22 protein-coding genes are annotated in these 21,351 nt (G+C 53.1%); 12 read left to right on the top strand and 10 right to left on the bottom strand.

Features of this window, described 5'->3' with window-relative positions; translation table 11 throughout:
• Nucleotides 1-4 precede the first annotated feature (4 nt).
• The 4 genes from yiiM to AAHF05_RS22030 all read left to right on the top strand — a co-directional run bounded on the left by yiiM (nt 5) and on the right by AAHF05_RS22030 (nt 3,890).
• Nucleotides 5-679 (top strand): 6-hydroxyaminopurine reductase, encoded by a 675-nt coding sequence (gene yiiM / locus AAHF05_RS22045; RefSeq protein WP_129324953.1) that lies wholly within the window; start codon nt 5-7, stop codon nt 677-679.
• Nucleotides 680-852: 173 nt separating this feature from the next.
• Nucleotides 853-1,557, top strand: coding sequence for a UTRA domain-containing protein (locus AAHF05_RS22040; RefSeq protein ID WP_129324954.1), 705 nt, complete (start codon nt 853-855; stop codon nt 1,555-1,557).
• Nucleotides 1,558-1,565: 8 nt separating this feature from the next.
• The gene (locus tag AAHF05_RS22035; protein ID WP_129324955.1) at nt 1,566-2,531 is read left to right on the top strand and encodes a sugar phosphate isomerase/epimerase; all 966 of its coding nucleotides are present in this window, start codon (nt 1,566-1,568) and stop codon (nt 2,529-2,531) included.
• 108 nt (nt 2,532-2,639) lie between these two features.
• The gene (locus AAHF05_RS22030) at nt 2,640-3,890 is read left to right on the top strand and encodes an MFS transporter (protein ID WP_129324973.1); all 1,251 of its coding nucleotides are present in this window, start codon (nt 2,640-2,642) and stop codon (nt 3,888-3,890) included.
• Nucleotides 3,891-3,934: 44 nt separating this feature from the next.
• Here AAHF05_RS22030 and cpxA read toward each other — a convergent pair whose 3' ends face one another.
• Nucleotides 3,935-5,308: an envelope stress sensor histidine kinase CpxA gene (cpxA, locus tag AAHF05_RS22025; RefSeq protein ID WP_028018127.1), complete on the bottom strand. Its 1,374-nt coding sequence runs from the start codon at nt 5,306-5,308 to the stop codon at nt 3,935-3,937.
• Nucleotides 5,305-6,003 (bottom strand): envelope stress response regulator transcription factor CpxR, encoded by a 699-nt coding sequence (gene cpxR, locus AAHF05_RS22020; RefSeq protein ID WP_028018126.1) that lies wholly within the window; start codon nt 6,001-6,003, stop codon nt 5,305-5,307. Before cpxR ends, cpxA begins: the two co-directional genes overlap by 4 nt.
• Before the next feature lie 150 nt (nt 6,004-6,153).
• Between cpxR and cpxP the strand changes: the two genes are divergently transcribed.
• The 6 genes from cpxP to AAHF05_RS21990 all read left to right on the top strand — a co-directional run bounded on the left by cpxP (nt 6,154) and on the right by AAHF05_RS21990 (nt 12,200).
• Nucleotides 6,154-6,660 carry a cell-envelope stress modulator CpxP gene (cpxP, locus tag AAHF05_RS22015; RefSeq protein WP_114980026.1) on the top strand — a complete coding sequence of 169 codons (507 nt, stop codon included), beginning with the start codon at nt 6,154-6,156 and terminating at the stop codon, nt 6,658-6,660.
• Nucleotides 6,661-6,812: 152 nt separating this feature from the next.
• On the top strand, nt 6,813-7,706 hold the full coding sequence (gene fieF, locus AAHF05_RS22010; RefSeq protein ID WP_028018124.1) for a CDF family cation-efflux transporter FieF: 894 nt from the start codon (nt 6,813-6,815) through the stop codon (nt 7,704-7,706).
• Nucleotides 7,707-7,880: 174 nt separating this feature from the next.
• Nucleotides 7,881-8,843: a 6-phosphofructokinase gene (gene pfkA / locus AAHF05_RS22005; RefSeq protein ID WP_028018123.1), complete on the top strand. Its 963-nt coding sequence runs from the start codon at nt 7,881-7,883 to the stop codon at nt 8,841-8,843.
• Between the two features lie 134 nt (nt 8,844-8,977).
• On the top strand, nt 8,978-9,967 hold the full coding sequence (locus tag AAHF05_RS22000) for a sulfate ABC transporter substrate-binding protein (RefSeq protein ID WP_114980024.1): 990 nt from the start codon (nt 8,978-8,980) through the stop codon (nt 9,965-9,967).
• A 111-nt stretch (nt 9,968-10,078) separates the two neighbouring features.
• Nucleotides 10,079-10,822 (top strand): CDP-diacylglycerol diphosphatase, encoded by a 744-nt coding sequence (locus AAHF05_RS21995; RefSeq protein WP_129324956.1) that lies wholly within the window; start codon nt 10,079-10,081, stop codon nt 10,820-10,822.
• 73 nt (nt 10,823-10,895) lie between these two features.
• Complete coding sequence (locus tag AAHF05_RS21990; protein WP_028018120.1) at nt 10,896-12,200, top strand: SLC13 family permease; 1,305 nt, start codon at nt 10,896-10,898, stop codon at nt 12,198-12,200.
• Between the two features lie 44 nt (nt 12,201-12,244).
• Here AAHF05_RS21990 and tpiA read toward each other — a convergent pair whose 3' ends face one another.
• Nucleotides 12,245-13,012 carry a triose-phosphate isomerase gene (gene tpiA / locus AAHF05_RS21985; protein ID WP_014172206.1) on the bottom strand — a complete coding sequence of 256 codons (768 nt, stop codon included), beginning with the start codon at nt 13,010-13,012 and terminating at the stop codon, nt 12,245-12,247.
• A 111-nt stretch (nt 13,013-13,123) separates the two neighbouring features.
• Nucleotides 13,124-13,720, bottom strand: coding sequence for a DUF1454 family protein (locus AAHF05_RS21980; protein WP_049004908.1), 597 nt, complete (start codon nt 13,718-13,720; stop codon nt 13,124-13,126).
• A 112-nt stretch (nt 13,721-13,832) separates the two neighbouring features.
• Between AAHF05_RS21980 and AAHF05_RS21975 the strand changes: the two genes are divergently transcribed.
• Nucleotides 13,833-14,252 carry a DUF805 domain-containing protein gene (locus tag AAHF05_RS21975; protein ID WP_129324957.1) on the top strand — a complete coding sequence of 140 codons (420 nt, stop codon included), beginning with the start codon at nt 13,833-13,835 and terminating at the stop codon, nt 14,250-14,252.
• Here the strand turns inward: AAHF05_RS21975 and fpr are convergent, their stop codons facing one another.
• From fpr to AAHF05_RS21955, 4 genes are all read right to left on the bottom strand, one after another.
• Nucleotides 14,253-14,999, bottom strand: coding sequence for a ferredoxin--NADP(+) reductase (gene fpr, locus AAHF05_RS21970; RefSeq protein WP_128348437.1), 747 nt, complete (start codon nt 14,997-14,999; stop codon nt 14,253-14,255).
• 96 nt (nt 15,000-15,095) lie between these two features.
• A complete protein-coding gene (gene glpX / locus AAHF05_RS21965; protein ID WP_028018116.1) occupies nt 15,096-16,106 on the bottom strand; it encodes a class II fructose-bisphosphatase in 1,011 nt (336 codons plus the stop codon).
• A gap of 99 nt (nt 16,107-16,205) precedes the next feature.
• Nucleotides 16,206-17,714, bottom strand: coding sequence for a glycerol kinase GlpK (gene glpK / locus AAHF05_RS21960; protein WP_028018115.1), 1,509 nt, complete (start codon nt 17,712-17,714; stop codon nt 16,206-16,208).
• 21 nt (nt 17,715-17,735) lie between these two features.
• Complete coding sequence (locus AAHF05_RS21955) at nt 17,736-18,581, bottom strand: MIP/aquaporin family protein (RefSeq protein ID WP_028018114.1); 846 nt, start codon at nt 18,579-18,581, stop codon at nt 17,736-17,738.
• 398 nt (nt 18,582-18,979) lie between these two features.
• Here AAHF05_RS21955 and zapB point away from each other — a divergent pair, with 398 nt between their 5' ends.
• Nucleotides 18,980-19,219, top strand: coding sequence for a septal ring assembly protein ZapB (gene zapB / locus AAHF05_RS21950; RefSeq protein WP_010436935.1), 240 nt, complete (start codon nt 18,980-18,982; stop codon nt 19,217-19,219).
• Between the two features lie 566 nt (nt 19,220-19,785).
• On the opposite strand, the gene rraA is transcribed toward zapB, so the two are convergent.
• Both rraA and menA read right to left on the bottom strand, forming a co-directional pair.
• Complete coding sequence (rraA, locus tag AAHF05_RS21945; RefSeq protein WP_014172197.1) at nt 19,786-20,271, bottom strand: ribonuclease E activity regulator RraA; 486 nt, start codon at nt 20,269-20,271, stop codon at nt 19,786-19,788.
• A gap of 92 nt (nt 20,272-20,363) precedes the next feature.
• Complete coding sequence (gene menA, locus AAHF05_RS21940) at nt 20,364-21,290, bottom strand: 1,4-dihydroxy-2-naphthoate polyprenyltransferase (protein WP_164989120.1); 927 nt, start codon at nt 21,288-21,290, stop codon at nt 20,364-20,366.
• Nucleotides 21,291-21,351 lie beyond the last annotated feature (61 nt).

The raw sequence follows: 21,351 nt of genomic DNA, 5'->3' as shown, positions 1-21,351 counted from the left end.
AGCAATGCATTACCCGGTGAATGTATTTACAGGCAAGGTCAGGGAGTACGACGGCAGCCGCCCGAGTGCTATCGCTAAGGTACAGGTTGACGGGGAGTTGACGTTAACCGAGGTTGGCCTGGCGGGTGACGAGCAGGCCGAAAAGAAGATCCACGGCGGACCCGAACGCGCGCTTTGCCACTATCCTCGCGAGCACTATCAGCACTGGAAAGCCGAATTTCCCGAGCAGGCAGACCTCTTTGTCGCCCCCGCTTTTGGCGAGAACCTCTCCACCGAAGGGCTGACTGAGAGAAATGTTTTTATCGGCGATATCTACCGCTGGGGCGACGCCCTGATTCAGGTGACGCAGCCGCGCTCACCGTGCTTCAAACTTAACTACCATTTTGGCATCAGCGATATGTCTGCCCAACTGCAAACGGCAGGCAAAACCGGCTGGCTATACCGCGTGGTGCTGGCCGGGCAAGTCTCTGCGGACGCGCCGCTGGAGCTGGCATCACGCCTGAGCGATGTCTCGGTATATGACGCCTGCGCGATAGCCTGGCATATGCCGTTTGATGACGACCAGTATCATCGCCTTCTGTCAGCGGCGGGGTTATCAACCAGCTGGACAAGAACGATGCAGAAGCGACGAATTAGCGGGAAGATCGAGGATAATTCGCGGCGGTTGTGGGGGAAATAGGGATTCCTGCAAAAACGACAGTACCTCAGGACCGCGCCTTTCTGGCGCTGTCCTCGCTAATCCTGAACTTGATACCTGGCCCACAAAAATAGCGTCAGCCTGCCGAAAAAACTTGAGAATTTTCTCCGCTCAAATATTGTGTCTTCAAATTGGTTTAAACCAGATGGCGAGACATGAAAGAAAAAAACTATGTTGACCTCCTGAGAGACCGCTTCGAAAGCTGGCTGGCGGCTAATGATTTTCCGCCGGGATCCAGACTTCCTTCCGAGCGCGAAATGTGCGAGTTGCTGGATGCGAAACGCATGACCTTAAGGCAGGTTTTAATTGAACTTGAGGTCGCGTCGCGTATTTTCCGCAAGAACCGCAGCGGGTGGTTCATCTCTCCCCGGCGATTCATCTACAACCCAAAATCGCTCTCCAGTTTTAACGCGGAGGCGCGTGCACAGGGACGAAAACCTTCCTGGGGTTATTTGACCAAAGATGTTGTTGATACCGTCCCTCGTCATATTGAGAAAGTTTTTTCGTCTTCCAGGGCTCCCTACCTGATTACCGGCTGGTGCGGACTGGACGATCATAAAGTTTTTTACCATGAGTCCTGGATTGATGCCGAAGCCGCCCCGGAGTTTATGGCGAAGCTGGAAAATCACGCTTTTTCTAAAGTCTGGGAAGAGCAGTTTGGGCTTGCCTTAACCATCAAAGAGATGATTTTCAAACCCGTCAATATGCCTGAGCTTGCCTGCAAAGAGTTGGGGGTAGCACCCAATACGTACGGTATTTTGGTCGAGAAGCATCGTGCCACCGCTGAAAAAAAAGTGGTTCAGGTTGATCTGGAGTACTGGAGACTTGAATCCGTCGAACTGGTTATTCGTGATGAGTGAGAAAAATTATGGAAAACGTTATCAGAGAAAAATTGGCTGAGCGTGCAAAAAATATTCGTCTTTATTTGCACGCCTATGCCTTTCATTTAAACATGCGCTACGAGAGAATTCTTCCTGAAGATTTACTGGATATTGCACATCAGCATCATTTATCGGGTGTGAAAGTACATGTTGAAGACGGTGAATCCTTTTCACTGAGAAATATGCGGCCAGAGCAGCTGGTCTCTTTTAAAAAGAAAGCCGAGCAATACGGGCTGGATATTCATATAGAGACCAGCGCATCAGATAAAAAGACCCTGGATGAGGCTATTGCTATTGCGCAGGCTACGGATGCGACCTCCGTCAGGTTTTATCCACGTTATGAAGGGCATTTAAATTCAGTACTGGAAAAAATCACGCAGGACATCGCTTATCTGGCGCAGTTTGATAATAGCGGTATCCAGTTTACGATTGAACAGCATGAAGATCTCAAAGGACATGAACTGGTTACGCTAGTAAAAAACAGTGGTATGAAAAACCTCTCAATACTCTTTGATTTTGGCAATATGATCAATGCTAATGAAGAGCCAATGGCTGCGCTACGGACAATGTCGCCTTACATCACTCAGGTGCATATCAAGGATGCCAAAGTGATAAAAGAGGGTAAAGGATGGGGGCATGAAGCCTGCCGTACAGGGTTGGGCGATCTCCCTGTAGAGCAGATGTTGCGTGAACTTTTACTGTTAGGTGACGACCAGCCCCAGGTCACTTCTTTTGGCCTGGAAGAGGAGGTTGATTATTACGCGCCCGCATTTCGTTTTGATGATGAAGGCGATAACCCATGGATACCATGGCGTGATGCAAGTTTTACGCCGCTTCCTGATAATGAACTGGTTGATGCTCGTCTGGCTCAGGAAAAAGAGCATGCTATTTCTCAAGTCGAGTTTATTCGTAACTTATGCGCTAAATTTATAAATATAAAACAACCTGCTTAATTAATTTAACAGTGTCTTACGGCTTCCTTTTTCAGGGATGGCCAAGATTCTTATATATTACAGAACGGTTTTCTCTCAAAATTTGCAGTGAGGGTGTCGAATATGTTCATGAATAAATGGGCTCGTCTGTGTTTTTTGGTATTAGGTGGTGGGACGATATTTAAGCTTTCCAGCATGAAGGATGTTTTTTATGTCCCAATGCAAAATGACTGGGGACTGACAAACACACAAATAGGGCTCAGTTTTACGGTATATACGATTGTGCAAACCACGGGGCTTTTCCTCTCTTTATATATTGCCGACCGCTATTCTAAGAAGATCCTTCTGCCCTTCGGGTTAATTGGTGTGGGGCTGTGCGGTCTCTATTTATCCACGCTGCCGTCTTTCACTGGCTATCTCATTTGCTTTGCGGCGATGGCCTTCTTTGCTGATGTCGTTTACTGGCCGGTGTTATTAAAAGCTGTACGCCTGTTAGGGACACAAGAAGAACAGGGGCGGTTGTTCGGGCTTCTGGAGGCTGGACGTGGTGTGGTGGACGTTATTGTGGCTTCTGGTGCGCTGTTCGTCTTTGTGCACTTTGGTGAAGGGAAAGCAGGGATGCAGGCTGGTTTGCTCTACTACACGTTCATCACCCTGATGGCCGGTGTTATCACCTACTTCATCGTTGATGATGACCATGTCAAAAACGCTAAAGGAAGCAGCGCAAACATTGAAACCCTGAAAGGTATTAAGCATGTTCTGACCTGCCCGAACGTCTGGTTAGCATCATTTGGCATCTTCTTTGTGTATGCGGCTTACTGCGGTTTAACCTATTTCATCCCGTTCCTGAAAGACATCTACATGCTTCCGGTTGCGCTGGTAGGGGCGTACGGGATCATTAACCAGTATGCCCTTAAAATGGTGGGTGGACCGGTGGGCGGTTTCCTGGCAGATAAAGTGGCCAGGTCTCCCACGGTCTACCTGAAATGGACGTTCTTGATTTCTGCCGTTGCGATGATGTTGTTTATGCAACTCCCTCATCAGTCGATGAACGTTTATATCGGGATGGTTGCAACGTTAGGGTTTGGCGCCATCATCTTCTCACAGCGCGCCATCTTCTTTGCACCGATGGATGAAATTGGAACCCCACGGCAGTATGCCGGTTCGGCAATGGCATTTGGTTGTATTATCGGCTATATGCCCGCGATGTTTGCGTACACACTCTACGGATGGATTCTGGATAACTTTAAAGGGATCACCGGATACAACTATGTGTTCAGCGTGATGATTGCCTTTAGTCTTTCAGGATTTATTTGCTCGACATTGCTGGTGAAGCGCATCAAAAAACAGAAAGTTATGTCGGTCAGTGAGGCGGCATAAGATCGTGAACAGCGTCCCCCGATGCAACATCGGGGGACGTGGGGTCAGGAACGTTTATACAGTGGCAGCCACAGCGTTAACCGTAATCCGCCCAGTGGGCTGTCGTCAGCTTTCACCCAACCGCGGTGCTGCTGCATGGCGGTTTCAACAATCGCCAGACCCAGCCCCGTACCGCCAGATTCGCGGTCACGCGCCTCGTCGGTACGGTAGAACGGTCGGAAAATCTGCTCGCGGTCTTCCGGACTCACGCCAGGACCGTCGTCGTCGACAATGACGGTGATCCCGTCTTTATCCACCGAGAACGCAACCTCAATCTTCGTATGCGAGTAGCGCAGGGCGTTACGTACGATGTTCTCCAGCGCGCTTTCCAGCGTGTTGGGGTTACCGTACAGCGGCCATGGCCCCGGCGGGAAGTTGACGGTAAACGACTTGCCCATCTGTTCTGCTTCAAAGGCCGCGTTATCCAGCACTTCATGCCACAGATGATTGGCTTTCACCGTTTCGCTGACCAGCGCGTTTTTCTGCTGATTGCGCGACATCACCAGCAGGTCGTTGATCATGCTGTCCAGACGATGCGCTTCCGTTTCAATACGTTCCAGCTCTTTGCTCTCTCCACTGCGACGACGCAGCAGGGCGGTGCCAAGCTGAAGCCGCGTGAGTGGGGTGCGCAGTTCGTGCGAGATATCCGAGAGCAGCCGTTGCTGAGCCGTCATCATGCGTTCAAGCGCGCTGACCATCTGGTTAAAACTGGCACCTGCGGCAAGGAACTCTTGTGGTCCGGATTCCAGCTCAGGATGCTGTCTCAGGTTGCCCTGCGCCACTTCGTCGGCGGCATTTTTTAACTTACGCGCCGGTTTTGCCAGACTCCACGCCAGCCATAGCAGCAGCGGCGAGCTAACCAACATGGTGACAATCAGCAGCAGGAGCGGACGGTCAAACAGCAGATTGATAAAATCAGACTGAGAACTGCTCGCCGGTCGAATCAGGTAGAGCTGATAATTATCCTCCCCGTCCCTGACAGAAAAAGGCCCCACCATCTCAACGCGGCCATATTTCTTCTTCTGGGGGTGATCGGCGTTATCTGCCTGACCGATAAAGTTACGGATAATCTGCATTTCATTGCGATCGGCACCAATCACACGTCCTTCACTGGTGACCAGCAGCAGGCGCTGCCCGGGTGGTGCCCACTTGTCGATAGCGCGAAACAGCCTGCGCCACCACATCAAATCGTTTGGCGGGTCATTTGCCAGCTCGGCTTCGACGTGCTGCTCGATCATCACGCCCTGACGTTGCTCGCTGTCGAGAAGCTCCGTCATCTGGCGTGAGTCGAGTTTTGGCAACATCAGTACGAGCATTAAAACAAGTGCCAGCGTCAGCCAGAAAATGGCGAAGATGCGGGCGGTTAAGCTTCCTATCATGAAGCGGAGACCATCAGATAACCGCGACCACGCAGGGTTTTAAACCATGGGTGACCGTCTTTACGCTCCGGCAGCTTACGGCGCAGGTTAGAGATGTGCATGTCGATGGCGCGGTCAAACGGCGTGAGACGCTTGCCCAGCACTTCCTGGCTCAGATGTTCACGCGATACCACCTGGCCGAGATGTTGCGCCAGCAGATAAAGCAGGGTGAACTCCGTGCCGGTCAATTCCAGCGCCTGGCCGTCGAAGCTGGCTTCCTGGCGGCCCGGGTTCAGGCTCAGGGAGTCCACTTCCAGCGTCGGTGAACTGTTGTCGGTATTCTGCTGCTGCTCGCTCCAGTGCGAACGACGCAGGATAGCGCGAATACGGGCGACCAGTTCACGGTCGTTGAACGGTTTCGGTAAATAGTCATCCGCACCCAGCTCAAGGCCAAGTACGCGGTCAAGTTCGCTGCCGCGTGCGGTCAGCATGATTACGGGTGTCTGGTGTGTCTGGCGAAGCTCTTTCAGCGTATCAATGCCGTTTTTCTTCGGCATCATGACGTCGAGCAAAAGTAAATCGATGCTGTCGTCAAGGAGACTCAGCGCCTGCTCGCCATCATGGGCAACCAGAACGTTGAAACCTTCCATGTCGAGCAACTCCTTTAAAAGGGATGTGAGCTCTCGGTCATCATCAACTAACAGGATTTTATTCATTGTTTAAATACCTCCGAGGCAGAAATTACGACATCAAGGCTGTCTAATCCATGACTTTACGTTGTTTTACACCCCCTGACGCATGTTTGCAGCCTGAATCGTAGACTGTCTCTCGTTGAATCGCGACACGAAAGATTTTGGGAGCAAGTGATGCGCAAAGTTACCGCTGCCGTCATGGCCTCAACGCTGGCGTTCAGTGCGTTTAGCCAGGCTGCTGTAGCTATCATCAGCGATAACGGTTCCTCACAAGAGGACACAACGCAGCACAGTAGCCAAAGCCATATGTTTGACGGCATAAGTTTAACCGAACATCAGCGTCAACAGATGCGAGATCTGATGCAGAGGGCAAGACATGACCAGCCCCCTGTTAATGTTAGCGAAATGGAGACAATGCATCGCCTTGTCACCGCAGAAAATTTTGACGAAAGCGCTGTACGCGCTCAGGCCGAGAAAATGGCACAGGAACAGGTTGCCCGCCAGGTAGAGATGGCGAAGGTCCGCAACCAAATGTTCCACCTGCTAACGCCCGAGCAGCAAGCGGTTTTGAACACCAAACATCAGCAGCGTATGGACCAGTTGCGTGAGGTTGCACGGATGCAGCGAAACTCGGAAACGACGTTTTTCAGTAGCAATAGCAGTACCCGTAGTAACCAGTAAACCCTGTTTTCCTTGCCATAGACACCATCCCTGTCTTCCCCCACATGATGTGGGGGTTTTTTTTGCCTTCATTCTAATTTGTTAACCGTTTATTCATCCTTTGACTCCTCACGCTTCCGTTATACTAGCGGCATGACATGACAGGAGTGTTTATGAATCAATCCTATGGAAGGCTGGTAAGCCGGGCTGCCATTGCGGCAACCGTCATGGCCTCTAGCCTGCTACTGATCAAAATCTTTGCCTGGTGGTATACCGGTTCGGTCAGTATTCTGGCGGCGCTGGTAGACTCATTGATGGATATTGCAGCCTCACTGACCAACCTGCTGGTAGTGCGTTACTCGCTGCAACCGGCGGATGAAGAGCACACGTTTGGGCACGGCAAGGCGGAGTCGCTGGCCGCGCTGGCGCAAAGTATGTTCATTTCCGGGTCTGCACTGTTCCTGTTTTTAACCGGCATTCAGCATCTCGTCTCGCCGACCCCGATGAACGATCCCGGCGTGGGCGTCGTTGTGACAGTCGTTGCACTTATATGCACACTTGTTCTGGTAACGTTCCAGCGCTGGGTCGTTCGCAAAACGCAAAGTCAGGCAGTACGGGCGGATATGCTTCATTATCAATCTGATGTTATGATGAATGGGGCTATTCTTATTGCGCTCGGTCTGGCCTGGTACGGCTGGCATCGGGCCGATGCGTTGTTCGCGTTAGGGATTGGTATCTATATTTTATATAGTGCCTTACGGATGGGGTATGAAGCGGTGCAATCGCTGCTTGATCGCGCTCTCCCGGACTCAGAACGTAATGAAATTTTTACTATTGTGACCTCCTGGCCTGGTGTCAGTGGTGCGCACGATCTTCGAACGCGGCAGTCAGGGCCGACCCGCTTTATTCAGATTCACATTGAAATGGAAGACAACCTGCCACTGGTTCAGGCTCACGTTATCGCTGAGCAGGTCGAGCAGGCGATTTTGCAGCGTTTTCCTGGTTCAGACGTCATTATTCACCAGGATCCCTGCTCGGTTGTACCTGGACATGTTGGGCTTTCGTAATTCGTTGTAAAAAAGTGAGCCAGGCCAGCATTTTGTGTATAAATTACCGCCATTTGGTCTGACCTGAATCAATTCAGCTGGAAGTGATTGATATACTATTTGCAGTATTCGTTGGTCGATAAGTTTCTTCCGGCAACAGATTTCAATTTTGCATTCCTAAGTTCAGAGGTAGTCATGATTAAGAAAATCGGTGTGTTGACAAGCGGCGGTGATGCGCCGGGCATGAACGCGGCAATTCGTGGGGTTGTCCGTGCAGCGCTGACGGAAGGTCTGGAAGTTTTTGGTATCTATGATGGTTACCTGGGTCTGTACGAAGACCGTATGGTTCAGCTCGACCGTTACAGCGTGTCTGACATGATCAACCGTGGCGGTACCTTCCTTGGGTCTGCACGCTTCCCGGAATTCCGTGATGAACACGTCCGTGAAGTGGCTATCGAGAACATGAAAAAACGTGGCCTGGATGCCCTGGTGGTTATCGGTGGTGACGGCTCTTATATGGGTGCAAAACGTCTGACTGAAATGGGCTTCCCGTGCATCGGTCTGCCAGGCACTATCGACAACGACATCAAAGGCACTGACTACACCATCGGTTACTTCACCGCGCTGGGTACCGTTGTGGAAGCGATTGACCGTCTGCGTGACACCTCTTCTTCTCACCAGCGTATCTCCATCGTTGAAGTGATGGGTCGTTACTGTGGTGACCTGACCCTGGCTGCCGCGATTGCGGGTGGTTGTGAGTTCGTGGTTGTGCCGGAAGTGGAATTCAGCCGTGAAGATCTGGTGGCTGAAATCAAAGCAGGTATCGCGAAAGGTAAAAAACACGCGATTGTTGCCATCACCGAGCACATCTGTGATGTTGACGAGCTGGCGAAGTACATCGAAACCGAAACCAAACGTGAAACCCGTGCAACCGTACTGGGACACATCCAGCGTGGCGGTTCCCCTGGACCGTACGACCGTATTCTGGCGTCCCGTATGGGGGCATACGCTATTGAACTGCTGCTGCAGGGTCACGGCGGCCGCTGCGTCGGTATTCAGAACGAGCAGCTGGTGCACCATGACATCATCGACGCCATTGAAAACATGAAACGTCCATTCAAAGGTGACTGGCTGGACTGCGCGAAAAAACTGTACTGATCCCTCAAGCCCTCTCCGTTGCGGAGAGGGCTTTTATTCCTCTACGTTATAGCCAATCTTTTTTTATTCTTTAATCATCGCATCTCTTTCTGGCACGCTGCATTCATCAAAACACTACACACGAGAGCTGGGCGATGAATAAATGGGGCGTGGGTTTAACATTATTGCTGGCATCGACCAGCGTTCTGGCTAAGGACATCCAGTTACTGAACGTGTCATACGACCCGACGCGTGAACTTTACGAGCAGTACAACAAAGCGTTTGCTGCACACTGGAAGCAGCAAACCGGTGACAACGTTGTGGTTCGTCAGTCTCACGGTGGTTCCGGCAAGCAGGCGACGTCTGTGATCAACGGTATTGAAGCCGATGTGGTCACTCTGGCACTGGCCTACGATGTCGACGCCATCGCCGAACGTGGTCGTATAGATAAAAACTGGATCAAACGCCTGCCGGATAACTCCGCGCCTTACACCTCGACCATTGTTTTCCTGGTGCGTAAAGGCAACCCAAAACAAATCCATGACTGGAATGATCTGATTAAACCCGGTGTGTCAGTCATCACGCCTAACCCAAAAAGCTCTGGCGGCGCTCGCTGGAACTACCTGGGGGCGTGGGGTTACGCGCTGCACCACAACAACGGTGACCAGGCCAAAGCTCAGGAATTCGTGAAAGCGCTGTATAAAAACGTTGAGGTACTGGACTCTGGCGCGCGTGGCGCAACCAACACTTTCGTCGAGCGTGGTATTGGTGACGTGCTGATCGCATGGGAAAACGAAGCCCTGCTGGCCACCAACGAACTGGGTAAAGACAAATTCGAGATTGTGACCCCAAGCGAATCTATCCTCGCGGAACCAACCGTTTCTGTGGTCGACAAAGTGGTAGAGAAGAAAGAGACCAAAGCAGTGGCGGAAGCCTACCTGAAGTATCTCTACTCGCCAGAAGGCCAGGAAATTGCGGCGAAAAACTTCTATCGCCCTCGTGACCCGGCGGTTGCGAAGAAATACGAGAATGTCTTCCCGAAACTGAAGCTCTTCACCATTGATGACGAGTTTGGTGGCTGGACCAAAGCCCAGAAAGATCACTTCTCTAACGGCGGTACCTTCGACCAGATCAGCAAACGCTAAGTATTTCGCAAAGAACGACACGGTGACCCGGTGTGAGAAATCCACCGGGTTTTTTATTTGGTCATCATTTTGCGTTACTCTTTCACTTCAAATGGATACGGGGAACGCGCTGTGAAAAAAATTATCTTATTAATCCTGATTGTCATCGCCCTTGCCGCAGGCGGCTGGTACTGGATGAAAGCGGGTAATCCGGATGCGCTGCGACATATCGTTCTCGACCAGTGTGTGCCGAATCAGATCCAGAACCGTAACCCGGCGCCGTGTGCGCAGGTGAAAACAGATGCAGGTTATGTGGTGTTTAAAGACCGCAATGGACCGCTGCAGTATCTGCTGATGCCAACCTACCGTATCAACGGCACAGAAAGTCCGCTTTTGACCGAGCCTCACACGCCGAACTTTTTCTGGCTGGCGTGGCAGTCACGCAGTTTTATGACGCTGAAACGGGGAACCGAGGTGCCTGACAGCGCCATTTCACTGACGATTAACTCCCCGACAGGCCGTACGCAGAACCATTTTCATATTCATATCTCCTGCCTGCGCCCGGATGTGCGCGAGAAGCTGAACGCGGCTCAGGGCGAAATTAGCACCCAGTGGCTGCCTCTTCCGGGTGGGCTGGAAGGGCATGAGTATCTTGCCCGTCGGGTAACGGAGAATGAGCTGGTGCAGCGCAGTCCGTTTATGATGTTGGCGGAAGAGCTGCCGGAAGCACGCGACCATATGGGACGCTTTGCGCTGGCGATGGCGCAGCAGTCAGATGGCTCTTTTGTTTTACTGGCAACGGAACGTAACCTGCTTACCCTTAATCGCGCATCGGCTGAGGAACTGCAGGATCATCAATGCACTATCCTGAATTGACCCCACTATAAATCGCGTTTACTCCGGCTGCCTGTCACCGTAGACTTGCTGAAAAAATCTACAGGAGACAGGTATGTCGCTCTGGTTAGCTCACCCTCTACTGCTGCCCTCACTGATCGTTGGCGTCACCATTGTGCTGTGGGCGACGTCGCTATTACCGGAATTTATCACCGCGCTGTTGTTCTTCACGGCCGCGATGACCGCCAGAATCGCCCCGCCGGAGGTGATTTTCGGTGGTTTTGCCTCGTCGGCGTTCTGGCTGGTGTTTAGCGGTTTTGTGCTCGGCGTGGCGATCCGTAAAACCGGCCTGGCGGACAGGGCTGCGCGTGCGCTGTCGGCAAAGCTCACCGACTCCTGGGTGTTGATGGTGGCGAGCGTGGTGCTGCTGAGCTATGCGCTGGCGTTTGTGATGCCGTCGAATATGGGACGTATTGCGCTCCTGATGCCTATCGTTGCTGCGATGGCGAAAAGGGCGAGTATCGCAGACGGTTCGCGGGCGTGGTTTGGCCTGGCGCTGGCTGTGGGGTTCGGTACATTCCAGCTCTCGGCAACTATTTTGCCTGCAAACGTTCCTAACCTGGTGATGAGCGGTGCGGCGGAAGGTTCGTACGGCATCCACCTGAGTTACGTCCCGTATCTGCTGCTGCACACCCCCGTGCTGGGTATTCTCAAAGGTCTGATTCTGATTGGCCTGATCTGCTGGCTCTTTCCCGGTAATCCAAAACCACCGAAGGATCTGGCACCGTCTGAACCGATGGGGCGGGATGAAAAGCGTCTCGCCTGGCTGCTGGCGGTGGTGCTGGGGATGTGGGTGACGGAGAGCTGGCACGGTGTGGGGCCCGCGTGGACGGGGCTTGCGGCCTCGGTCATCGTCATGCTACCGCGCATTGGTTTTATCACCGGAGAAGAGTTTTCTGCGGGGGTGAATATGCGTACCTGTATTTATGTTGCGGGCATTCTTGGTCTGGCGATTGTGGTGACGCAGACCGGGATTGGTGCAGCCGTAGGTGAAGCATTGCTGCGGATAATGCCGCTGGACGCTGATAACCCCTTCACCAGTTTCCTGGCGCTGACCGGTATTACCACCGCGCTCAACTTCATTATGACCGCCAACGGTGTTCCTGCGCTGTATACCACGCTGGCACAGAGTTTTTCCGACGCGACGGGTTTCCCGCTGCTGTCGGTGATCATGATCCAGGTGTTGGGTTATTCCACACCGCTGCTGCCGTATCAGGCGTCGCCAATTGTGGTCGCAATGGGGCTCGGGAAGGTGCCTGCAAAGGCGGGGATGGTGCTCTGTCTGGCGCTGGCGATAGCAACGTATCTGGTGCTGCTGCCGCTGGATTACTTGTGGTTTAGCGTATTGGGTCGTTTGTAGCGGAGTATGGCGGGTAAGCGCAAGCGCCACCCGCCACAACAGCATTACGCCTGTTTGGCCGCTTCTGCTGCTTTAACGATCACCGCGAAAGCGTCAGCCTTCAGGGATGCACCGCCAACCAGCGCGCCATCGATGTCTGGCTGGGTGAACAGCTCAGCAGCGTTGGATGCGTTTACGGAACCGCCGTACTGGATAATGACTTGTTCAGCCACTTTCGCGTCGGCTTTAGCAATGTGATCGCGGATGAACTTGTGAACTGCCTGAGCCTGCGCAGGGGTTGCTGATTTGCCGGTACCGATCGCCCAGACTGGCTCGTAAGCAATGACCGCGCCTTCGAATGCTGCTGCACCCTGAGTTTTCAGCACTGCGTCGATCTGGCGAGCACACACTTCTTCCGTTTTGCCTGCTTCGTTTTCAGCTTCGGTTTCACCGATGCACAGAACTGGGATCAGACCTTGCTCTTTCAGCACAGCGAATTTCTTCGCGATGAACTCGTCGGATTCTTTGTGATAGGTACGACGCTCAGAGTGGCCGATGATGATGTATTTCGCGCCGATATCTTTCAGCATTTCAGCGGAGGTTTCACCGGTGAATGCGCCAGACAGGTTAACGTCAACGTTCTGTGCACCCAGAATGATGTGGCTGCCGTCAGCGGCGTGTTTAGCCAGATCCAGGTACATATCCGGCGGAGCGATAGCAACCGCACAGCCCGTCACGCCAGCCAGCTCTTTACGCAGGTTCGCAACCAGTTCGTTTACCATGTGGCGGCTGCCGTTCAGTTTCCAGTTACCCATCACTAAAGGATGTCGCATTTCAATTCTCCACGCTAAATAAGCGAATTAAGGAATATGGCCACCCTGTCGGGCAGCATGGTCTGTGAATCAGTATAGAGATTTTCCCTCGAAAGGCTTTGCTTTTTGTCATTAATTCGCCCCTCCGAGAGTGTCAGATAGTGCCAGCTTAATCGGTTCAACTGCGAAGGTCAGTCCTTTTTCGCCGTTGTCTGCGACAACATAGCGAATCGCACCTTCGGTATCGGCGTAATAGCGCTTGTTTTTACCGGCGGCGAGGAGTTTTTGCAGCTTTTGCTGGCTTTGCTTTTTCGTCAGTGCCGGGGTAAAGGCCTGCAACACCGCGCTCATGTACTCAAGCGCCTTCGCCTTCGCAGCTTTCTGCTCTGGCCCCTGAATTGGCAGCCAGGTGATTTGCATGCTTTTGATTTTTAGCGTGCCGCGTTCCAGCGCCGTTGAGGCATACAAGTTCTCGTTAATCTTGCTTGCCGCACGGGTCAGCGTAGGGGTATCGCGAGAACCATCAATGGCGCGAAATTCATCCAGCGGCAGCGTTGGGTTGGCCTGATTGAAGGCTTCACGAAACTGGCTGATGGACTGATCGAAAGACGGGGAGCCCGCAAGCAGATACGGCGCCGTTGTCGGGGCGGTGGTTTCGGCTGCATGCAGGGGAAAGCCCGCGCTAAGCAGCGTTAAACACAGGAAAAGAGAACGCGCCGAAATTTTCATCAACATTGCCCCTGGCCGTAAGTGCTCATGATTAAAACGATATCTGGTCGGCTTGTCAAAAGGTCACAACTCCAGGGTAAAATGCGCGCTATACGATAATAAGGAACCTTACATGACCATACAGCAGTGGCTGTTTTCATTCAAAGGGCGTATTGGACGCCGTGATTTCTGGATCTGGATGGTGACGTGGGTCGTCGCCATGCTGGTTCTGTTTTTTGTTGCTTACAACGCGTGGCTGAGTACGCAAACGGCGGCCTTTGCGCTGGTCTGTCTGCTATGGCCAACAGCGGCCGTGGTGGTAAAACGTCTGCACGATCGCGGCCGTTCCGGGGCGTGGGCATTTCTGATTATTCTGGCGTGGATGCTGGTGGCAGGGAACTGGGCGATGCTTCCGTCCATTCTTCCCTGGGTCGTCGGCAGGCTGCTACCGTCAGTTATCTTCGTGATGATGATTGTCGATCTGGGCGCGTTTATTGGCACCCAGAGCGAAAACAAATACGGTAAAGACACCCTTGAGGTGAAGTACCGCTGATTACCAGTAGTGTTCGGCGGTCATATGGCCCGGCCGGCGGCGAAGATGTTTCGTCATCTGCCGGGTATCTTTCAGAAGCTGCTGCGTGTCGCGAACCATCTGCGGATTACCACACAGCATGACGTGGCTGGTTTCCGCCGTCATCGGCAAACCCACTGCCTTTTCCAGAATTCCACTTTCAATTAATGCCGGCACACGGCCCGTCAGCGCACCTTCTGCCGTTTCACGACTGACCACCGTTTGAATTTTGAGCTTACCGTCATACTTCTGTTCCAGATCGCGCATTTGCGGCAAATAGCTTAAGTCTGCAGCGTAGCGCGCGGCATGAACCAACACGATGTTTTTAAAGCGTTCAAGGTCTTTGCCATATTGCAAAATGGAGAGATACGGACCGATGGCCGTACCGGTTGCCAGCATCCATAGCGTGTCACAGTCAGGAATTTCGTCGAGCACAAAGAAGCCGGCAGCGTCACTCACAATTTGCACATCATCACCGGGCTTAAGAGCGGCGAGACGCGGGCTGAGTTTGCCGTCCGGAACGGTAACCAGATAGAACTCGAGATCCGGGTTATCTGGCGCGTTAACGTAAGAGTAAGCGCGCTGTACGCGTTCACCGTCGACATCCAGCCCCAGCTTCGCAAATTGCCCGGCCGTAAACGGGTGAACGGGAGCATGCAGGGTGAGACTAAATAGCGTATCGGTCCAGAACTGTATCTTTGTGACTTTACCTGTTACCCAGTCCGCCATGATCTTCTCCTGTGCTGTTTCTCTGGTCTATCTTCCTGTCTTGTCGTGAAGATTTCCAGCCCATTTGGGCCGGAAAGCTCTATCGATCAAACGGTTTTACAGAATGTGCGTCTGTACGTCCGGGTCTTTACGGTCGAGATAGTGGATAGACTGAATGCGACGAATGGTGCGTGATTTACCGCGGATCAGCAGCGTTTCAGTGGTTGCCATGTTGCCCTTACGGGTAATGCCGTCCAGCAGATCGCCTTTCGTGATGCCGGTTGCCGAGAAGATAACATTATCGCTGCGGGCCATTTCGTCCAGAGCGAGAACTTTATGAGCTTCGATGCCCATTGCTTCGCAGCGTGCCAGCTCCTCTTCGCCAATCCGACGGTTCTCTTCGCTGTCGCCTTTGACATCATGACGTGGCAGCAGGCGCGCCTGCATGTCGCCGTCCAGGGCGCGGATCACTGCTGCGGATACGACTCCTTCCGGCGCGCCACCGATGCCATAAAGCACATCGACTTCGCTGTCCGGCATACAGGTCAGAATCGAGGCCGCAACGTCACCATCCGGAATGGCAAACACGCGCACACCGAGTTTTTGCATCTGCGCAATCGTGGCATCGTGGCGCGGTTTCGCCAGAATGGTGACGGTCAGCTCGCTGAGCGGTTTACCCAATGCTTTGGCGATATTATGCAGGTTCTCTTCCAGCGGCAGGCTGAGGTCGATTGCGCCTTTGGCACCCGGGCCGACAATCAGTTTTTCCATGTACATATCTGGCGCATTGAGGAAGCAGCCTTTATCGCCCACTGCCAGCACCGCAAGGGCGTTGGCCTGACCCATCGCCGTCATGCGTGTGCCTTCGATCGGATCGACGGCGATATCCACCGCATCGCCTTTGCCGGTGCCGACTTTCTCACCAATATAGAGCATTGGCGCTTCGTCGATCTCGCCTTCGCCGATCACGATGGTGCCGTCGATGTTGACCTGGTTAAGGACGATGCGCATGGCATGGACAGCCGCACCGTCTGCGGTATTTTTGTCGCCACGACCCAGCCATTTATAGCCTGCGAGGGCGGCCGCTTCGGTGACGCGGGAAAACTCGATAGCAAGTTCACGTTTCATGAGGTACTCGTGCAATCAAAAGGAATTGCACGAAGTTTATCACAGAGTGGGGAGACGAGTTCCCTCTCCCCTGTGGGGAGAGGGTTAGGGTGAGGGGAATTACTCTTCGTGATCTTCCCATGCCAGGGCGCGTTTCACCGCTTTTTTCCAGCCGCTGTAGCGGAAGTTACGTTCGGTGGTTTCAATACCTGGGCGGAATTCGCGTTCGATCACAGCTTTCTCCTGCAGCTCGTCCAGGTTCTGCCAGAAACCTACTGCCAGACCGGCGAGGTATGCTGCACCCAGCGCCGTGACTTCACGCACTTCTGGGCGCTCAACGCGGGTGCCCAGAATGTCTGACTGGAACTGCATCAGGAAGTTGTTCGCAACCGCACCGCCGTCCACGCGCAGGGCGTGAAGACGAATGCCGGAGTCAGCCTGCATCGCTTCCAGCACGTCGCGCGTCTGGTAGGCGATGGATTCCAGCGTGGCGCGGATAATGTGGTTTGAGTTCACACCACGCGTCAGGCCGAAAATCGCGCCGCGTGCATACGGGTCCCAGTACGGTGCGCCCAGACCGGTGAATGCAGGCACCACGTACACGCCGTTGGTGTCTTTCACTTTGGTCGCGAAGTACTCGGAGTCGAACGCATCGCTGATCAGTTTCATCTCATCACGCAACCACTGAATAGACGCACCCGCCATGAACACTGCACCTTCCAGCGCGTAGTTCACTTCGCCGCGTGGGCCGCAGGCAATGGTGGTCAGCAGGCCGTTTTCTGATTTCACCGCTTTCTCGCCGGTGTTCATCAGCATGAAGCAGCCAGTGCCATAGGTGTTCTTCGCCATCCCTTCCTTGACGCACAGCTGGCCGAACAGCGCCGCCTGCTGGTCACCCGCGATACCGGCGATAGGAATACGCGTACCGCCTTTACCGCCGATGTTGGTCTGGCCGTATACCTCAGAAGACTTGCGTACTTCAGGCAGCATCGCGCGTGGGATATCCAGCGCGTCCAGCATCTTGTCATCCCACTCCAGGGTGTTGATGTTGAACAACATGGTACGTGAGGCGTTGGTATAGTCGGTGACGTGGACACGTCCCTGGGTCATCTTCCAGATAAGCCAGGTATCGACGGTACCGAACAGCAGCTCGCCACGTTTTGCACGCTCGCGCGACCCTTCCACGTGGTCGAGGATCCACTTCACCTTGGTACCGGAGAAATACGGGTCAACAACCAGACCGGTGGCGCTGCGCACATACTCTTCCATGCCATCGCGCTTCAGCTGTTCGCAGATTTCTGATGTGCGGCGGCACTGCCAGACGATGGCGTTGTAAATAGGTTTACCAGTTTCGCGCTCCCAGACAATCGTCGTTTCACGCTGGTTAGTAATACCAATCGCGGCAATCTCGTCGGAACTGATATCGGCTTTCGCCAGCACTTCGACCAGCGTGGAGCTTTGTGATGCCCAGATCTCCATCGGGTCGTGCTCTACCCAGCCTGGACGAGGATAAATTTGCTCAAATTCGCGCTGTGACACGCTGACGATGTTCGCGTCATGATCCATTACGACAGCGCGGGAGCTGGTAGTGCCCTGGTCGAGCGCAACGATATATTTTTTTTCGGTCATGGTATGTGTCCCGTAGTCAGATTACAGCGAAGCTTTTTGTTGTGCGGTAGAAGTCGTTTCCTTCTCCTCTTCCACACAGGTGTCGCACGGTAAGTGGCGACCAATTAATTTGCGGTAGCTAAATGCACCCAACGCAGCCCCGACAACCGGCGCAAACAGCGGAACCAGGAAGTAAGGAATGTCTTTACCACCGGTGAAGGCGACGTCGCCCCAGCCTGCGATAAAGGCGAACGCTTTTGGTCCGATATCACGTGCCGGGTTCATCGCAAACCCAGTCAGCGGGCCCATTGATGCGCCAATCACCGCAATCAGCAGGCCAATCAGCAGGGGTGCCAGCGGGCCGCGCGGAATGCCGTTTCCGTCGTCAGTCAGCGCCAGGATAACGCCCATCAGGATAGCGGTAATCACCATTTCAACTGCGAACGCCTGCACAAAATTGATATGCGGGTTAGGGTAGGTTGAGAAGATGCCTGCCAGGTCCAGACTTTCGACACTGCCGCGCACCATATGATGCGTCTGTTCGAAGTCGATGAAAAGATTGTAATAAAGCCCGTAAACTAACGCCGCTGCGCAAAACGCGCCGGCAAACTGAGAAAGAATGAATGGAACAACTTTGCGTCCTTCGAAGCACGCGAACAGCCACAGTGCGATAGTCACCGCCGGGTTAAGATGTGCACCAGAAACACCTGCAGTCAGGTAGATGGCCATCGCCACGCCCAGACCCCAGATAATACTGATTTCCCACTGACCAAAACTGGCACCCGCCACTTTCAGTGCAGCGACACAGCCCACTCCGAAGAATATCAACAACCCGGTACCAAGGAACTCGGCAATGCACTGGCCTTTTAAGGTTGATGTCTGACTCATAATCGGAATCCTGAAGAAATTGATGTTTATTGTTAGCATGGCCGCCCGTGACAGCCACGATGCCCTGTAGACATAGTGTTAATTTATCGTTAACGAGCAAAAACGAGAAATATCGAAATCAAAATGTGTGGTCTTCGTCATAAAATGAGCGTTTTCGCGCCATAAAGCACATTTTTGCATCAGTGGCGGAATGTGAGCTGAATCATTTCATTAACGAATGAGTTAACAATTTAGGGTGATATGACGCGAACGCACCAGGACCAGACCTAAAAGTGTTGCAAACCGCGATCTGCGCGGTGTGTCGCTGGACACAGAGCGCCGTGCTCCATACAATCGATGGTATATGTCGTGCGCGTTTACGTTAAAGCGTCGCCTTGCAATTCAGGAGAGGTAGCATCATGTCTTTAGAAGTGTTTGAGAAACTGGAATCGAAAGTACAGCAGGCGATTGACACCATCACCCTGCTGCAGATGGAAATTGAAGAGCTGAAAGAGAAGAACAACAGCCTGGCGCAGGAAGTTCAGAACGCTCAGCACGGCCGCGAAGAACTGGAGCGCGAAAACAACCAGCTGCGCGAACAGCAGAACGGTTGGCAGGATCGCCTGCAGGCGCTGCTGGGACGTATGGAAGAAGTCTGATTCCCATTGGAATGAACTGAACAGGCCGGGTAAGGCGATGCCGCTACCCGGCTTTTTTATGCCAATTATAAAAAAGGCCGCCAGAGGCGGCCTTAACGCTACTTGTCCTGCGCTGTCATAGCAAAAGCAACGAACACATTCGGTTCATCACTCTTTACAACGAGTACGCTGGCGACAATGAACGCGATACATAAATAGCGTTTCATTATTCGGTCCCTGCAGCTAACCGCTCCACCGTTCACCACCGGTGATAAGTCGGTGGACACAAGCCCGGTTAAAGGTTGCTTTACGGTTGTGAATACACCTTTCCCTGGACCGATGCCCATGTGCGAGATGGCGGAAAGGGACGGTGCATCATAATGAGCAACAGTAGCGTAGTTAAGGCCTTCAGAGGACATTAGGAATTTATAAAGGGTCGACGGGGGTTACCAGAGGAATGAACCAGGGTAAGATAAAAATCCTGGTTAAAGGTTGCAAGATAACCCAACGGACCGCGAATCCCGAGGGACAAAAAAACCGCCACATTGCTGTTGGCGGTTTTTTTATGGCCCACGCTTACGGTTTTATTACTCGATATCCAGCGGATCTTCGGAAAGGATTATGCCGGTGTTATCGGCGTACAGATGGTCACCGGAGAAGAAGGTCACGCCGCCGAAATTCACGCGCACGTCGCTTTCGCCAATGCCTTCACCCGCCGCACCGACCGGAATGGCGGCGATGGCCTGAATACCAATATCCAGATCTTCAAGATCGTCCACCTGGCGCACGGAACCGTAAACCACAATCCCTTCCCACTCGTTTTGCACGGCAAGGCGAGCCAGCTCAGCATCAATAAGCGCGCGACGCACGGAACCCCCGCCGTCAACTAACAGAACGCGGCCACGGCCATTCTGTTCGAGCAGATCGTACAGCAACCCGTTGTCCTCGAAACATTTCACCGTGACGATTTGTCCGCCAAACGACGACCGCCCACCAAAGTTGGAGAACAGCGGTTCAACGACGTTGACATCTTCCTGGTAGATGTCACAAAGCTCGGAGGTATCGTATTTCATAGGTTTAACGCTCAGTTGCTGCGAATGTGTTCAGTATATCGTGCGAAATGCGTTGTTGGCAAAATCATCAATTGTTAATTGATATTTGTCAGCTAACGAAGTGTCTGGCTTAAGACAATCCCGATGACGAACAACAGGTTAGTTAGGAGTGCGCCTTTTACCGTGCGTTCCAGCATCGGTGGCATGGCTGCAGGGCTCAGTTCGCGCATGACAAATCGCGCCTGCTTAATCAGCAGGGGTGCGGCAAGTACAAACAGCCAACCCCATACGCTGTGCAGCGAGATCAGGTTAAACAGTGCCAGGCAGACCAGCGCACCCATCAGCAGGCAGGCGTGGTAGCGGCGCGCGTTAACCGGACCCAGACGTACCGCCAGCGTGTTCTTACCGTTCTCACGATCGCTGTCGATATCGCGCAGGTTGTTGATGTTGAGCACCGCCGTTGCCAGCAGTCCGCAGGCGGTTGCAGGCAGGAACAGAGCAGGGATAAGGGTATGCGCCTGTAAGTACCAGCTTCCCATCACGCTCAGCCAGCCGAAGAACACCAGCACGGAAATATCACCCAGACCAATATAACCATAAGGACGCGTGCCGACGGTGTAGGTGATGGCCGCGACAATGGCCAATAAACCTAACACCAGGAAGCCAATAAAATCGCTGGTGGTTTTAGACGCCACCGTCACCAGTGCCAGACCCGATAAACAAATCAGCACCACGGTGATAATCAATGCGCGTTTCATCTGCGCCTGAGTAATCACCCCTTTCTGCATCCCGCGCAGTGGCCCGATACGGTCAGGTTTATCGCTGCCTTTTACCGCGTCACCGTAATCGTTGGCGAGATTGGAGAGAATTTGCAGCAGGCCGGCGGTAATCAATGCCAGTGCCGCGACCAACGGGTCAAAATAACCTTGCCACCAGGCAAGAGCCGTACCGACGACAATCGCAGCAAAGGCCAGAGGAAGTGTTTTAGGGCGCAGACTTTCGAGCCACGCCTGAGTACGGCTGATATCAGTCATAGTTATTTAGCCAATAAAAATGGGGGCATTAGCCCCCATTAAACGTGATGAGAATCCAGTAACCGCG

Source organism: Enterobacter adelaidei, assembly GCF_041937165.1.
Classification (GTDB): Bacteria; Pseudomonadota; Gammaproteobacteria; order Enterobacterales; family Enterobacteriaceae; genus Enterobacter; species Enterobacter adelaidei.
The sequence above is the reverse complement of the archived record's forward strand: the minus strand, read 5'-3'. Positions and strand labels throughout refer to the sequence as shown.

What these genes read in the sequence shown, in the direction of transcription:
- AAHF05_RS22000 (WP_114980024.1), top strand. Translation starts at nt 8,978, where the DNA reads ATGAATAAATGGGGCGTGGGTTTAACATTATTGCTGGCATCGACCAGC.
- glpX (WP_028018116.1), bottom strand. Translation starts at nt 16,106, where the DNA reads ATGAAACGTGAACTTGCTATCGAGTTTTCCCGCGTCACCGAAGCGGCC.
- glpK (WP_028018115.1), bottom strand. Translation starts at nt 17,714, where the DNA reads ATGACCGAAAAAAAATATATCGTTGCGCTCGACCAGGGCACTACCAGC.
- AAHF05_RS21980 (WP_049004908.1), bottom strand. Translation starts at nt 13,720, where the DNA reads ATGAAAATTTCGGCGCGTTCTCTTTTCCTGTGTTTAACGCTGCTTAGC.
- cpxR (WP_028018126.1), bottom strand. Translation starts at nt 6,003, where the DNA reads ATGAATAAAATCCTGTTAGTTGATGATGACCGAGAGCTCACATCCCTT.
- fpr (WP_128348437.1), bottom strand. Translation starts at nt 14,999, where the DNA reads ATGGCGGACTGGGTAACAGGTAAAGTCACAAAGATACAGTTCTGGACC.
- AAHF05_RS22030 (WP_129324973.1), top strand. Translation starts at nt 2,640, where the DNA reads ATGAATAAATGGGCTCGTCTGTGTTTTTTGGTATTAGGTGGTGGGACG.
- rraA (WP_014172197.1), bottom strand. Translation starts at nt 20,271, where the DNA reads ATGAAATACGATACCTCCGAGCTTTGTGACATCTACCAGGAAGATGTC.
- AAHF05_RS22040 (WP_129324954.1), top strand. Translation starts at nt 853, where the DNA reads ATGAAAGAAAAAAACTATGTTGACCTCCTGAGAGACCGCTTCGAAAGC.
- fieF (WP_028018124.1), top strand. Translation starts at nt 6,813, where the DNA reads ATGAATCAATCCTATGGAAGGCTGGTAAGCCGGGCTGCCATTGCGGCA.
- cpxA (WP_028018127.1), bottom strand. Translation starts at nt 5,308, where the DNA reads ATGATAGGAAGCTTAACCGCCCGCATCTTCGCCATTTTCTGGCTGACG.
- yiiM (WP_129324953.1), top strand. Translation starts at nt 5, where the DNA reads ATGCATTACCCGGTGAATGTATTTACAGGCAAGGTCAGGGAGTACGAC.
- zapB (WP_010436935.1), top strand. Translation starts at nt 18,980, where the DNA reads ATGTCTTTAGAAGTGTTTGAGAAACTGGAATCGAAAGTACAGCAGGCG.
- AAHF05_RS22035 (WP_129324955.1), top strand. Translation starts at nt 1,566, where the DNA reads ATGGAAAACGTTATCAGAGAAAAATTGGCTGAGCGTGCAAAAAATATT.
- AAHF05_RS21955 (WP_028018114.1), bottom strand. Translation starts at nt 18,581, where the DNA reads ATGAGTCAGACATCAACCTTAAAAGGCCAGTGCATTGCCGAGTTCCTT.
- AAHF05_RS21990 (WP_028018120.1), top strand. Translation starts at nt 10,896, where the DNA reads ATGTCGCTCTGGTTAGCTCACCCTCTACTGCTGCCCTCACTGATCGTT.
- AAHF05_RS21975 (WP_129324957.1), top strand. Translation starts at nt 13,833, where the DNA reads ATGACCATACAGCAGTGGCTGTTTTCATTCAAAGGGCGTATTGGACGC.
- cpxP (WP_114980026.1), top strand. Translation starts at nt 6,154, where the DNA reads ATGCGCAAAGTTACCGCTGCCGTCATGGCCTCAACGCTGGCGTTCAGT.
- tpiA (WP_014172206.1), bottom strand. Translation starts at nt 13,012, where the DNA reads ATGCGACATCCTTTAGTGATGGGTAACTGGAAACTGAACGGCAGCCGC.
- pfkA (WP_028018123.1), top strand. Translation starts at nt 7,881, where the DNA reads ATGATTAAGAAAATCGGTGTGTTGACAAGCGGCGGTGATGCGCCGGGC.